Annotated in this window: 14 protein-coding genes; 9 read left to right on the top strand and 5 right to left on the bottom strand. The window is 71.4% G+C overall.

What is annotated here, in order from left to right:
- The first annotated feature begins 18 nt into the window (after positions 1-18).
- The 9 genes from ACFYWL_RS17960 to ACFYWL_RS17920 all read left to right on the top strand — a co-directional run bounded on the left by ACFYWL_RS17960 (position 19) and on the right by ACFYWL_RS17920 (position 8,430).
- Positions 19-930, top strand: a complete 912-nt coding sequence (locus ACFYWL_RS17960) for a transketolase (protein ID WP_386973845.1) — start codon at positions 19-21, stop codon at positions 928-930.
- Positions 914-1,855: a transketolase family protein gene (locus ACFYWL_RS17955; RefSeq protein ID WP_386973842.1), complete on the top strand. Its 942-nt coding sequence runs from the start codon at positions 914-916 to the stop codon at positions 1,853-1,855. Before ACFYWL_RS17960 ends, ACFYWL_RS17955 begins: the two co-directional genes overlap by 17 nt.
- Before the next feature lie 11 nt (positions 1,856-1,866).
- Positions 1,867-2,640, top strand: coding sequence for a hypothetical protein (locus tag ACFYWL_RS17950; protein WP_386973839.1), 774 nt, complete (start codon positions 1,867-1,869; stop codon positions 2,638-2,640).
- A complete protein-coding gene (locus ACFYWL_RS17945) occupies positions 2,637-3,302 on the top strand; it encodes a hypothetical protein (protein WP_386973837.1) in 666 nt (221 codons plus the stop codon). Before ACFYWL_RS17950 ends, ACFYWL_RS17945 begins: the two co-directional genes overlap by 4 nt.
- Before the next feature lie 54 nt (positions 3,303-3,356).
- Positions 3,357-4,442 carry an MFS transporter gene (locus ACFYWL_RS17940; RefSeq protein WP_386973834.1) on the top strand — a complete coding sequence of 362 codons (1,086 nt, stop codon included), beginning with the start codon at positions 3,357-3,359 and terminating at the stop codon, positions 4,440-4,442.
- Between the two features lie 73 nt (positions 4,443-4,515).
- The gene (locus ACFYWL_RS17935) at positions 4,516-5,886 is read left to right on the top strand and encodes a glycosyltransferase (RefSeq protein WP_386973832.1); all 1,371 of its coding nucleotides are present in this window, start codon (positions 4,516-4,518) and stop codon (positions 5,884-5,886) included.
- 14 nt (positions 5,887-5,900) lie between these two features.
- Positions 5,901-6,731, top strand: coding sequence for a phytanoyl-CoA dioxygenase family protein (locus tag ACFYWL_RS17930; protein ID WP_386973829.1), 831 nt, complete (start codon positions 5,901-5,903; stop codon positions 6,729-6,731).
- Positions 6,728-7,447: an HAD-IA family hydrolase gene (locus ACFYWL_RS17925; protein WP_386973827.1), complete on the top strand. Its 720-nt coding sequence runs from the start codon at positions 6,728-6,730 to the stop codon at positions 7,445-7,447. Before ACFYWL_RS17930 ends, ACFYWL_RS17925 begins: the two co-directional genes overlap by 4 nt.
- Positions 7,448-7,449: 2 nt before the next feature.
- Positions 7,450-8,430, top strand: coding sequence for an aldo/keto reductase (locus ACFYWL_RS17920; RefSeq protein ID WP_386973824.1), 981 nt, complete (start codon positions 7,450-7,452; stop codon positions 8,428-8,430).
- Between the two features lie 36 nt (positions 8,431-8,466).
- Here ACFYWL_RS17920 and ACFYWL_RS17915 read toward each other — a convergent pair whose 3' ends face one another.
- The 5 genes from ACFYWL_RS17915 to ACFYWL_RS17895 all read right to left on the bottom strand — a co-directional run bounded on the left by ACFYWL_RS17915 (position 8,467) and on the right by ACFYWL_RS17895 (position 12,775).
- The gene (locus ACFYWL_RS17915; protein ID WP_386973821.1) at positions 8,467-9,687 is read right to left on the bottom strand and encodes a helix-turn-helix domain-containing protein; all 1,221 of its coding nucleotides are present in this window, start codon (positions 9,685-9,687) and stop codon (positions 8,467-8,469) included.
- Positions 9,674-9,979: a hypothetical protein gene (locus ACFYWL_RS17910; RefSeq protein ID WP_386973818.1), complete on the bottom strand. Its 306-nt coding sequence runs from the start codon at positions 9,977-9,979 to the stop codon at positions 9,674-9,676. The genes ACFYWL_RS17915 and ACFYWL_RS17910 overlap by 14 nt, the downstream gene beginning before the upstream one ends.
- The gene (locus tag ACFYWL_RS17905) at positions 9,972-10,385 is read right to left on the bottom strand and encodes a DivIVA domain-containing protein (RefSeq protein ID WP_386973813.1); all 414 of its coding nucleotides are present in this window, start codon (positions 10,383-10,385) and stop codon (positions 9,972-9,974) included. Before ACFYWL_RS17905 ends, ACFYWL_RS17910 begins: the two co-directional genes overlap by 8 nt.
- A gap of 658 nt (positions 10,386-11,043) precedes the next feature.
- The gene (locus ACFYWL_RS17900; RefSeq protein ID WP_386973811.1) at positions 11,044-11,466 is read right to left on the bottom strand and encodes a hypothetical protein; all 423 of its coding nucleotides are present in this window, start codon (positions 11,464-11,466) and stop codon (positions 11,044-11,046) included.
- Positions 11,441-12,775: a transcriptional regulator gene (locus ACFYWL_RS17895; RefSeq protein WP_386973809.1), complete on the bottom strand. Its 1,335-nt coding sequence runs from the start codon at positions 12,773-12,775 to the stop codon at positions 11,441-11,443. The genes ACFYWL_RS17900 and ACFYWL_RS17895 overlap by 26 nt, the downstream gene beginning before the upstream one ends.
- Positions 12,776-13,422 lie beyond the last annotated feature (647 nt).

Raw genomic sequence — 13,422 nt, 5'->3', positions numbered from 1 at the left:
TGACAGGAAGGCGCACGCATGCAGCCCAGCATCAGCTATGCCACACCTGTGCCGCCGCCGGACGACCGGCTTTCCCACCGGCGGGAGTCGCCCCTGCCGATGCGGCTGGCCTGGACGGGAAGAATGGCCGACCGCAGCCGCGCGACGGTGCTGGAAATGATCTACCGCGCCGGATCGGGACACGTCGGTTCCTCGCTGTCCTGCGTCGACATCATCAGCGTCCTGCGATTCGACCAGATGAACTGGTCCGCGACGCGGCCCCGCCACGAAAGCGACGTCTTCATCCTCTCCAAGGGCCACGCCGCCCCGGCCTGGTACGCCTCGCTCGTGGTCGGCGGCGACCTGGGGCCCGAGGAGGTCGGCACCCTGCGCCAGATCGACAGCCGGTTGCAGGGGCACCCCGACCGCACCCGGCTGGACCTCGTGGACCTCAGCACCGGCGCGCTCGGGCAGGGCCTCTCCGTGGCCGTCGGGCGGGCCCAGGCCAAGCGGCTGCGGGGCCGGGGCGACTTCGTCTACTGCCTGGCCGGCGACGGGGAGTTGCAGGAGGGCCAGATCTGGGAGGCGGTGACCGCGGCCGGCGCGCATCGCATCGCCAACGTCGTGCTGGTCATCGACCACAACGGCGGCCAGAACGACGGGCTGCTGTCCGAGGTCATGCCGCTGGCCGCGCTGGCCGAACGGTTCCGCGCCTTCCAGTGGCACGTCCAGGAGGTCAACGGCCACTCCCACCTGTCGCTGATGGACGCCCTGGCCAACGCCCGCGACAACCAGGCGCAGCCCTCCGTGGTCATCGCGCGCACCCGCAAGGGACACCTCGGGCCCGGAAGGATCGCGCTCAACGGATCACACAGCGCGACCCTGACCAAGCAGGAGTACGAGTCGGCGATGCGGTACCTGGAGGGGAGGGGCGATGAAAGCCACCCGTGACTGGTTCGGCGAGTCCCTGGCCGACCTGGCGGCCGAGCACGAGGACATCGTGGTGGTGAACTGCGACCTGGCCTCGGCGACCAAGACGGCCGCCTTCCGGGCGCGGTTCCCGGACCGGTTCTTCGAGGTCGGCATCGCCGAGGCCAACGCGGTGGGCGTCGCGGCCGGCCTGGCGCAGGAGGGCTTCCGGCCGTTCGTCGCGAGCTTCGGGCACTTCCTGACCGGGAAGTACCTGGAGATATTCCAGTCGGTGGGGCTCAACGACGCCGGGGTCGTGCTGGTCGGCACCCACGCCGGCCTGGCCATCGGCAAGGACGGGCCCACCCAGATGGGTCTGCGGGACGTCGCGCTGATGCGGACCCTGCCCAACGTCGAGATCCTGCACCCGGTCGACGGCGTGGAGACACGGGAGATGATGCGGTACGTCGTCGGGCACCGCCGGCCCACCTACCTGCGGCTCTGCCGCCAGCCGCAGCGCGAGGTGCACGACCCGCAGCACCGGTTCGTCCCCGGCGCGCCGGACGTCCTGCGCGCGGGAGCCGACGTCGTGGTCTTCTCCATGGGCGGCACGGTGGGCGTGGTCCTGGACGCGCTGGACGCCCTCGCCGCGCGCGGCATCGCACCGACCGTCGTGAACGTCTCCTCGCTGCCGGTCGACACTGCGGCGCTGGGCGACATCGTCGACGCGCACCGGCGGGTGTTCGTCATCGAGGACCACTACGTCCGGGGCGGGCTCGCCGACGAGATCGCCCGGATCGTCCTCGACCGCGGCCACCGGGTCGCGTTCCGCGCCTGGGGCGTCCCCGACTACGGCCAGGCGGGCGACCCCCGCGACCTCTACGCCCGCTACCGACTGGACTGCGACGGAGTGGTGCACCACCTGACGAGCTTCGCCGACGCCGAGCTGGCGACGGCCCCGCGATGAGGAGGAACGTCTTGGAACAGCGGGTACGGCACAGCCGGGACCTGGTGGACGGGCTGGCCGAACGACCGTACGTGTTCGTGGAGCACCGCCTCGGCGTCGGCGAGGCGGTGGGCTTCCGGTCGCATCCCCACGACCACCGCAGCTTCGTGGTGGTCGCCGGCCAGGTGCGGGTCGAGCAGCGCTCCGGCGACGGGTCGCCGCGCGAGTACGGCGCGCTGCGGGGATGGCACGCGCCGCCCGGGGCGGTGTACCGGTTCACGCAGGTCGGCGCGGCGCAGGCGATCGTCGTCGAGGCCGGCTCGGACCGCGGGGACCCGGTCACCGGGGCCGGGGCCACGCCGGTCACCGGCTGCCTGGACGTCGACGACTACCTGGTGGAGAAGCCCTGGGGGCACGAGGTCTGGTACACCAACAACCTGCCCGGCGCGACGTACGCGCTGAAGCAGATCCACATGACGGCGGGCCACCAGTCGTCGTTGCAGTCGCACCAGCGCAAGGTGGAGACGAACTACGTCGTCACCGGCGAGGCGATCGTGCTCAACGGGACGCCCGCGCCGGCGGACCCGGGGGCGGTGGTCGACGCCGCGGCCATCCCCCGGGCCGGGCACGGCCCGGGTTCGAGTTGGACGTCGGACGCCAACATCCTGCACCGGGTCATCGCGGACACCGACTACACCTCCGTCGAGGTCTCGACGACCGAACTGGACGACGTGATCAGGTGGGCCGACGACACGAACCGCGGGAACGGCCGGATCGACGCGGAGCACCTGGGGCGGGCCCGGTGAGCGTCAGCGACCTGGTGGGGCTCTACCTCGCCGAGAAGATCGCGATCTGCGAGCAGTTTCCCGTCGACTCGGTGGCCGCGGTGGCGGAGATGCTGTTCGACACCTACGAGGCCGGCGGCACCGTCTACGCCATGGCCAACGGCGGCAACTCGGGGACCCTCGACCATGCCTACTGCGACTTCAAGCATCACCCCTTCGTCTCGGAGGACAAGTCCCGTCCCCTGCCGCCGTCGGTCAGGCGACTGTCGTTCGTGAACCTGTGCGGCTCACCGGCGGAGCTGACCGGCCTGGTCAACGACCTGGGCGCGGACGAGATGTACGTGGCGTCGCTGGAGCCGGTGGTGACCGGCGACGACCTGGTGATGGCCTATTCCGGCAGCGGGAACTCGCCGAACGTGGTGCGCGCGCTGGAGGTCGCCGGGCAGGCGGGCGCCCGGACGTTCGCCATGACGAAGGGCGACGGGGGCCGGTGCCGCGCCCTCGCCGACGTCTGCATCGTCGTGCCCGGGTCGTCGCGCTTCCCCGGACAGACCGGCAGCAATGACAACAACTTTCACTTTGAGGACGCTATGCTGTCACTCAATCACATCCTGGTCGGCCTGTTGAAGCAACGCGTGGCGGAGCGCCTCGCCCGTCTCCCCTCCGGAGTCGCCTCATCCTGAGCCGGCTGCCGTGAGCGACAGGCGCGCACGCCGAGCGACGAGGAGGCGACCCCGGTGATCGTTACGCAGCCACGGATCGCGCAGGCCCCGGACAGCACCCGGCTGACCGTCACCTACTTCCTGGGTTACGGGCTGGTCGGCCTGCTCTCGGCGGTCCTCGGCCCGTCGATGCAGACCTTCCTGGCCATGACCGGGTCTCCCCTGCGCACGCTGGCCATCCTGTTCACCGCCGACGCCTTCGGCTCGGTGTGCGGCTCCCTCATCGCCGGGCGGCTGCTCAACCGGATCGGGACGCACGTGCAGGTGGCGGTGGGGCTGGTCGCCGTCGCGGTGGTCCTCGCCGCGATCCCGCTGCTGCGGTGGCCCGTCGCGCTCGCGGTCCTGTTCTGGGCGCTGGGGCTGGCGAAGACGTTCGTCTTCGTCACGGTCAACACGCTCCTGCTGTGGGTGCGGCGGGCGAAGGTGGGCCCGTTCATCAACGCGGCCGACTTCTTCCTCGGCGCGGGGTCGCTGGTCATGCCGCTGATGATCGGCCTGTCGATCACCTGGACCGGCGACGTCCGCCTCGCCTACTGGCTGGTCTGCGGGTGCGCGGTCGCGTTGACGCTGTGGGTCCTGCGGACCCGCGCGCCCCGCCCGGAGTCCGAGCAGCGCGGCAAGGGCGGCGGCCGGCACCACCTGATGATCGGCGGCGTGGCGGTCCTGCTGTTCCTCTACGTCGGCGCGGAGATCAGCATCTCGGGTTGGCTTCCCTCGTTCGTCCTGCTCCGGGGGCTGACCGACGACGCCGCCACCGCCGCGTACTTCACCTCGCTGTTCTGGATCGCCGTCACGGTCGGGCGGCTGCTGTGGGTGCCGTTCGCCCAGCGGCTCCATCCCGCGGTGATCGTGGCGTCGAGCACGGCGGTGTGCGCGCTGGCCGTCGCGGTCATCGTCAACAACGCCTCGTCGGTGGCGGTCGTGACCGCCGGCGTGGTCGTCGTCGGCCTCGGCATGTCGTCGATCTTCCCGTCGGCCTTCGCGATGCTCGCCCGCCGGGTGGAGATGACCGGCATGGTCAGCGGCGTCTGCCTGTGCGCCGCGAGCCTCGGCGCGATGTTCTTCCCCTGGTTGGTCGGGCAGGCGCTGACCACCCCATGACCCGCACAAACCCCGAAAGTCGGCAGAACGGAGGCGGCAGGTGCTCAGCATTCAACAGCCAGACCCCCGACCGGTGCTCCCGCGACTGGAGGCGCTGCTCGGCCCGGACCGCGCCGGCGGCCTGCGGCAGGCGGCTGCCCGGATCCGGGACCGGCTGGCCGGCGGCACCCTCTGGCACGTGAACTCCACCGGGGCCGGCGGGGGCGTCGCCGAGACCCTCCAGATGACGCTTCCCCTCTACCGGGACCTCGGCGTGTCGGCGACCTGGGCGGTGATCAACGGCGACGCCGACTTCTTCACGATCACCAAGCGGCTCGGGGTGGCCCTCTACGGCAGCCCGGGTGACGGCGGCCCCCTCGGGCCGGCCGAGCGGGGGCTCTACCTGCGGACGCTGGCCTCGGCCCGGGACGACCTGCTGTCCCGGGTCCGGCCCGGCGACATCGTGATCCTGCACGACCACCAGGCGGCCGGCCTGGCCGAACCGCTGCTGGACCGGGTCGGCGCGGTCTACTGGCGGTGCTACGTCGGCGTCGACACGCCGACCGAGGCGTCCGAGGCGGCCTGGGACTTCCTCGCGCCGCTGCTGACCGGCGTACGCGAGCTGATCTTCTGCGCGGACACGCTCGTGCCCGACCGGTTCGCGGGGCGTCGGGTCCGGATCCGGCCGCTGTTCACGTCGCCGTTCACCGCGAAGAACTGCGAGCTCGACGCCGCCACCGTGGAGCACTGCCTGGCCCGCTGCGGTCTGCATCCGGAGCACGAGGCGCCCGGCCCGGCGACGCTGCGTACGCCGGTCGGCGAGGTCGGCGTCCGGCGACCGCCCCAGGTGATCGCGCAGGAGCGCCCCCGGCCCGGGCAGCCCCTCGTCACCCAGGTCTCCCGGTGGGACCGCCTCAAGGACATGCACGGGGTCCTGGCCGGCGTCACCTCCCACATGGACGACGGTTACCTCGCGCTCGTCGGGCCCGACACCACCGCCATCCCCGACGACATCGAACAGCAGGTCTGGTACGACCGCTGCGTCGAGGCGTGGCGGGCGCTGCCGCCGCGCCAGCGCCGACGGGTGGCGCTGGTCTGCCTGCCGATGGCGGACCTGACCGAGAACGCCCTGCTGGTCAACGCGATCCAGCGCGCGTCCGACGTGGTGGTGCAGAAGAGCCTCGCCGAGGGGTTCGGCCTGACGGTCACCGAGGCGATGTGGAAGTCACGCGTGGTGGTGGCGAGCGCGGTCGGCGGCATCCGGACGCAGATCACCGACCAGCTCGACGGGCTGCTGGTGGACGACCCGACGGACCTGGCGGCCTTCGGCCGGGTCCTGAGCCGAGCGGTCGGACGGGAGGTGGACACGCAGATCCTCGGCAAGCGGGCGCACGACAAGGTAAGGGCCGAGTTCCTTCCCGACGGGGAGGTCATCTCGACCGCGACCATGATCGACGAACTGTGAAAGGCGGTGACCCCGTGCGAGACACCGGAAACGGGCGGCTCGACCCCGATCAGGTGGAGTTCTTCAGGTCGAACGGATACGTCGTCGGAGACGACCTGCTGAAGCCCGCCGCCTTCGCCGGCCTCCGCGAGCACTTCGAGCGCAAGCTCGCGGCCCTGCCGGCGGACGAACGCCCGGAGGACATGGACGTCCCCCACTTCACCGACCCGGAGCTGTTCCGCTGGCTCCTCGACCCCGACGTGCTGGACGTCGCCGAGAGCATCCTGGGGCCGGACATCGCGCTCTTCTCGGCCCACTTCTTCTGCAAGCCGGCGGGCGACGGCAAGGGCGTGCCCTGGCACACGGACGCGTGGTTCTGGCGGGAGACGATCGACCCGCCGGAGCAGGCCATCACCATCTGGCTGGCGATCGACCCGTCCACCGCCGAGAACGGCAACATGGTGGTGATCCCGGGCAGCCACCGGCAGCGGGCGGACGGGCCGTACCGCGAGGTGCGCTCCGAGGAGAGCGTGTTCACCTGGGAGCTGGACGTGTCGAAGATGCCGGTCGACACGGAACGGGCCGTGCCGATCCCGCTGCGTCCCAACCAGTTCAGCATCCACTCGGGCGGCCTGCTGCACAGCAGCGCGGTCAACCGCAGCACGATCCGCCGCTGCGGCTTCACCATGCGCTACATGAGCACGGCCGTGCGCTTCAACCACGAGGGGGTCGGCCGCAAGCACCAGATCTTCCTCGCCCGGGGCCGGGACCGCGCCGGCAACGTGTACGCGCAGCCCTGGCGGGCGTACCCCGAGCTCGTCGACGCCCGCGGCAAGGGCCAGCGGGTGGTGACGGCGGACCGGTGAAGGCACCCGACTTGATTCTCGACGTGGGCGGCGACGACCCGGTGCGCCTGCGGTGCGCCGCCGTCCTGTTCGACATGGACGGCACGCTGGTCGACTCCCACGCCTGCGTCGAGTGGAAGTGGCGCACCTGGTGCGCCGGGCACGACATCGACGCCGACGCGCTGCTGGCGGTCGCCCACGGCCGTCCACAGGCGGAGACGGTGCGCATCGTCGCGCCGGAGCTGGACACCGAGCGGGAACTCGACCACCTGACCCGCCTGGAGGAGGGCTGCACGGACGGCATCGTCGAAGTGCCGGGGGCGTCCGCGCTGCTCTCCGCCCTGCCGGCGGGGAGGTGGGCGGTGGTCACCTCGGCGTGGAGTCGCCTCATGCGGATCAGGATGAGTTACGCCGGCCTGCCCCTGCCGGCCGTGACCGTCACCGCCGACGACCCGGTGGCCGGCAAGCCGTCGCCGCACGGCTACCTGTCCGCCGCGGCCCGGCTGGGGGTGTCCCCCGCGGACTGCGTGGTCGTGGAGGACACGCCGGTTGGCCTGGCAGCCGGGCAGGCGGCCGGCATGCGCACCATCGCGCTGGCCACGACCTACCCGGCCGACCGGCTCCCCGCCGGGCTCGTCGTGCCCGACCTCACGCAGGTCCGCCTCCGCCGGCCGGAGGGCGGGGGGCCGACGCCCGCGCCTCCTCCCTCCGCCACCGGCCGCGACCGGAAGGGATGAGAATGGAGTACGTCAAGCTGGGCGCGACCGGCCTGGACGTGTCGCCGCTCTGCCTCGGCGGCATGAGCTTCGGCGATCCGTCCAGGGGCGCCGACCCGTGGACCCTCGACGAGGACGGCAGCCGCGAGATCGTCCGGCGCGCCCTGGACCACGGCATCAACTTCTTCGACACGGCGAACGCCTACTCCGACGGCAGCAGCGAGGAGATCCTGGGCTCGCTGCTGCGGCAGTTCGCCCGCCGGGACGAGGTGGTCGTGGCGACCAAGGTCTTCCTGCCCATGAGGCCGGGGCCCAACGGATCCGGTCTGTCCCGCAAGGCCATCCTCACCGAGGTCGACAACAGTCTGCGCCGGCTGGGCCTCGACCACGTCGACCTCTACCAGGTCCACCGCTGGGACCCCCACACGCCGATCGAGGAGACGCTGGAGGCCCTGCACGACGTGGTCAAGGCGGGGAAGGTCCGCTACCTCGGCGCGTCGTCCATGTTCGCGTGGCAGTTCGGCAAGGCGCTGCACACCGCGCGGCTACACGGCTGGACGCCCTTCGTCAGCATGCAGAACTACTACAACCTCATGTACCGCGAGGAGGAGCGGGAGATGCTGCCGCTCTGCGCGGACCAGGGCATCGGGGTGCTGCCGTGGAGCCCGCTGGCGCGGGGCAAGCTCGCCCGGGAGTGGACGGTGGAGACCACCCGCGCCCGGCAGGACGGCTTCGGCCGCAGCCTCTACGCCGCCACGGAGGACGCCGACCGCCGGGTGGTGGAGCGGGTCGGTGAGATCGCCCGCGAGCTCTGTGTGACCCGGGCGCAGGTGGCCCTGGCGTGGCTGCGGCGGCAGCCGGCGGTGACCGCCCCCGTGGTCGGGGTCACCTCCGTCAAGCACCTCGACGAGGCGGTGGCCTCCCTCGACGTGACGCTCTCCGACGACGACCTGCGGAGGCTGGCGGAGCCGTACGTCCCCCACGCGGTGGTCGGGCACGAGTGACCCGCCCGACGCTCCGGGCACGGGCTGCCCGGCCCGTCACCCGACCCCGAGGGCCGCGGCGAGCCGGGCCACGCCCGCCGGGAGCGGTCCACGGCGCGTCAGGTCGGTGAGCAGCGTACGGGCCACCGGCCGTAACCGGACCTCGGCCGGTGCGGCCCGGTCCGCGTCGACCAGGGCGCGCCCGGCGGCGAGCGGGTCGCCGGCCCCGAGGTGTGCGCGGCCGGCGTCGAGCAGGTACGCCGCCCGGTGCTCGGCGGGCAGCCGCCGCCAGTGCTCCGCGCCGACGACCCGTTCGTGCAGGAGCACCGCCTCGCCGCCGTTGCCCAGCTCGACGGCGGCGGCGACCCGGGCCATCCGCACCGCCGTGGGGCCGAACCCGGTCCAGTGCCGGTCGTGCTCCTCGCCGGCCTCGCCGCTCTCGCCTGTCTCGTCGGCGATCCGGGCCGCCTGGTCGACCAGTTCCGCTGCGCCGCGTTCGTCGCCGGCTCCGGCGGCGGCCAGGGCGGCCTGGACCAGCAGCGTTCCGTGCAGCGCCAGGTCCGGGGGCGGGCCGGCGCGCCGCATCTCGGGGGCGAGGCGGTGCGCGGCGGCGATCGTGACGGCCAGGGCCGGGCGGGGGCGGCCGAGGGCGCGCAGCGCCTGCCCCAGCGGCACGGCTGCCGCCGCGACCAGCAGCGGGTCGCCGGCGGCCACGGACACCGCCCGGTCGGCGGCCAGCCAGCCGAGGTCGCCCACGCCGAGCTTCACCAGCACCGCCGACGTGATCCGGTACGCCTGCATCAGCAGCTCCGCAGCCCCGTCCCCTTGAGTGGAGTGGGCGTGCTGGGTGTCGCCGAGCAGCTCCGGCAGCACCCGCAGCAGTTGGGGATAGTCGGCGTGCTGGTAGGTCAGCCAGGCGTGCCGTACCCGCTGGTCCAGCTCGCCGACCGGCGGTGCCGCCCGCTGCGCCTGCGGCCCGGTCAGGGCGACGTCGTAGCGGTCGAGGGCGGCGCGCACCCCGTCGACGCCCTGCGCGGCGGCGCGGGCGGCCTGCGACGGGAGGGCGTCGCGGCCGAGCAGCGCCACCGGGTCGACGCGCAGCACGGCGGCGAGGTCCTGGATGACGGTGTACCGGTCGAGGGCGCGGACCCCCCGCTCGACCTTGTCGACCCAGCTCTTCGACTTGCCGAGCCGGTCGGCGAGCATCTGCTGCGTCATCCGCCGCCGGACCCGCAGCCGGGCGACCCGGCGTCCGATCGGCGGCTCACGGCTGGTCACGACGCCACCCCAGATCGGGTACGGCCCGGGTGGCCTCCTCGACCGCCCACATCTCCAACGGCCTGGCGCACCAGCCGACGATGCGGTCGGTAATGTCGGCGCTGCTCATGCCGGCGATCTCCGCGTGGGCGTCCGGCAGGTACGAGGTCAGGTAGCGGACGAGGGTCCGGATGTTGCACCGGCACAGCTCCTTGAGCTGGCGCTTACGGGTCAGGCACGGCCACGGGTCGCCGCAGACCAGGCAGTTCCAGTCCGGCCGCGACGGGCCGTGCAGCGCCGGGTAGTCAGCCATCGCCCGGCCCCTCTCCCGGCCGACGGTGGCAGCCCTGCCGGCGGGGCGAGTAGGGCGGCCACAGGGGCGGGCGTCGGTACTCGTTTCGGGGCCGCCGCGCCGAGGGGTCGGGCCGCCAGCGCTCGGCGCGGAGTTCCGCTGCGGCCTCCCGGTGGCGGCGGGCCTCGTCCTGGGCGGCGACGAGCTGCCGGTAGAGGGCGTCGAGGTCGGCCTCCAACCGGCGCAGGAACCTGCGGACCGCCTCCGGGTCGAAGCCGCGCCGACCGAACCGGGTCAGCGGGAACTCCTGCCACCGGACGTCGGCGGGGGTGAGCAGGCCCCGGCGGGACCGGTAGACCGCGTCACCCTCGCGGGTGCCGTCCTCGATGAAGGGACCCTCCCCGATCGCTTCCGTGCTGGGTTCCATGTGCCTCCGTCCTGGGCTGTCGGCAGCGCTGTCCTGCCCGGCCGCTGGAGCGGCCCGGCTCTGGGGAGTGATTACTCGGGGATACGACCCGAGGGGGTTGCAGATGACCGCTGAGCACGAGCGGTGGCATAGGCCAGCCGCGAACAGATCCGGCCGGTGAGCCGTCCGTGGGGACGAGCTGCCTCCGGCCGCTGCGGCACGGTGTCCCCTACGGCTCCGTAGCGATCAATGTCGCGCTCGCGGCATCCATGTCGCCCCTCCCTCACCTCGGAGAGCTGGAGTCCGCCGCAAAACCTGTCGCCGCGTGGCCCCAGACCGAGCCGTAGACACGCTGTGGTGCTTCCACGATCGCGGCCCGCGCATAGCCCCGGGAACACCGACCTGCGGGGAGAGTTAGGGGGAAACTTGCCGGTCTACGTGCGCTCGACCGGGGTCCTTGTTTGACGCATGCTGAGCTGCTGCCTCGTCGGCGCGCCCGGGTTCCCCGGACGCGCCGCGCGCTGACGTGAGTATCACCGCTCGCCAACACAGGCATTCAAGCTGGCCGGCGCAGTGCCAACACCCTGCCTGCCAGTCTCGCGTCGGCTCGGAGGGAGACTGGACGGTGATGCGGGCATGGGATGAAGCGCCGCATGCGCTGTGCGGCTCGTAGCCCTGTTCAGCGCCTCGGAAGGAGTGTCTGTTCGATGTGCTCGAAGATGTCCGAGTCCGTCTCCTGCTGCCACTCTGGCATCTCCGGCCAGTCGGCCACGTAGGAGGCTTTCGGGTTTGGAAAGTGCCTGAATATCTGCGCAGTCCAGCACAGGGCGACGAAGCGGCCCTTCTGTTCACGGGTCAGCTTTGCGGTTGCACCCTCGGCCACCTCGATGAACTGGTGAACCTGCTCGTACACCGCGGCGGCGCTTACCCGTTCCCATTCGGGCGTGGCTTCCCAGGGCGCGACATAGCCCGGCTTCGGTTCACCGGGATAGTGCTTGCGAACTCCGGCGATCCACGCCTCGCGGAACGCACGCCCCGGTTCTTCGACCTGCACGCTGGCCCTCCCTGTGAACTCGTCAATCCCTTGCCCTCGCCAGGGCATTGAGCTGGCTGTTGAGATGCTGCACGTGAGTGTCGGCAAGGAACGGCTGCAAATGGTGCTGTAGTCGATTCAACTTGGTGCCGACCACACCCGAGCCGCTCTGCCGGGCAGTGTCAAGAGCGGCGCTGCCGTAGAGCACGATCTGGTGTACGTCGCCACGCTGAGCTCCGACCAAGGCGAGATCCGTGAGAACGGTACCGCGCCGTCGCACAGAGATGCTTTGCGACAAGACACCGGACAGCACCGGCTCGGCCAGATCTGGGCGCCTCAACTCGACGTAGCAGGTTCCGCGTTCCTCGGCCAGCCGGGAACCGTCGAAGCGCAACCATCCGCCGTTGTGAACCCGACCAGGTAGGCAGTTGACCTCTTCGGCCTGATCGAGCGCACGCCGGCATCCGTCGAGGTCGCCGAGACCCGCGAGGGCCTGCGCCCGCACGGTATGTGCCCAGTGCCTGGTCGACAGTGCGCTGTTGCCCTTGCCGGCCAGGCCAGCGGCAGCTTCAAGCATCGGTGCGGCATGCCGGAAGTCACGCTCGTAGACACTGATGAAGGCGTGGCGGATCATCGCACACGCCCAGAGGTCGTAGGCAGCGGCTTCTCGGGCGGCTGCCGCTGCAAGGGCGTAGCAGTGGGCTGCCTCGCTGTACGCGTTCGCGTCGAAGGCGACCTCACCAGCGAGCTGGAGCAGGTCGGCGGTGATCCCGCAGAGCCGACGGTGCACGAGTGTCGTGTGAGAGCGGCGCAGGTTGGCCGTGAGCGTAGTGAGCTGACGGTTGACCAGCGGCGATACAGCCTTCTTGGACTCGGCCGCGACGAACGTCGTCCACAACTGGAGGTTCAAGCCTTCGTACTCGTCGAGGGTGGCTGGGTCTAGTCGCTTGTTCCCGTCACCAGAGGATTCGATGCGCGCCAAGTCGAGCTGGCCACCCGGGACCGGCGCAGCCAGGAGCGCCCCTGTCAGGCTCAGCAGGCGTAGCAACTCACGGCGGTTCATGTCGCCAGTCTCCGTGATCTGCCTGTCGGTCAGCCACTCGCTTCCATGATCATCAGCAGCGGTCAGCGACTGCCCCGGTGGCGGCCAGTGCCCGACATGGTCGTCATGGCGTTGGCCACGGGTGATGTAGAAGCCTAGGTCAGCGTCGCGCGACGCCTTCAACACCGCACGGAATGCCTCGCGGGTCGCGGGCTTCGGCCAACGGTGTTCCCCTCGTTCAAGCTTCCCGACGTGGTTGGCATCCAGGCTGGTTCTCGTGCCGTAGGTCGCCCACAGGTAGGCGTTGACCGCCTCGGCCACCTCCTGCCGGGACATCCGTCGGCCTGAACCGCTCGGGGAGAGAAGTCGGCGACGGGCGTCACTGAGCAGAGTGTTGGGGCCATCCGACCGACCGGGCTTCGGAGCCATCCCATCGCCGCCCTTCGAAACCATCTGGCAGTCTCCTCGGGCAACCCACAAAGATCCCCGCCACCCTTGACCCGGCGCTGGGACTCGACTTCGTCTCGCTGGACGGATCCACCTGCCGGAGTGCCACGCCAGGATGCCAGCGTAGGCGGGCGATCACAAGCTGTAGCCAGCATGGCGCACGCCGTCTGCGCTGTCAGTCCGCACCGTGTGGTCCCTACGGGCGATCGACGCCTCCTCCAGCGTCACGAGCAACGACGAGTGGGAACCGGGGTGAGATCTTGGAAGATTCCGGCCCTCGGAGGGGCCCTCCGCTTCCAAGATCTCCGAGTATCCGGGCAGGACCGTAAGAAGTGGCGTGCCGGCCTGAATGATGCCTATGGCTTGGACACTTGCCGTCCCCCGTAGGCAAGATGTCCGAAATCCACCAAGAGCAGCTCGCCCACCGGGTCAGGCAGATCGGGCCGAGGGACCCCAGCCCACCCGGCAAGGGGCAGCCGTGGCTCTGTCCGTCCTTCCTCCACGCCGGCCGCCAACGGCGGCTCAGCAGGCCGTTG

It is taken from the genome of Micromonospora sp. NPDC002575, assembly GCF_042889525.1.
Classification (GTDB): Bacteria; Actinomycetota; Actinomycetes; order Mycobacteriales; family Micromonosporaceae; genus Micromonospora; species Micromonospora carbonacea.
The sequence above is the reverse complement of the archived record's forward strand: the minus strand, read 5'-3'. Positions and strand labels throughout refer to the sequence as shown.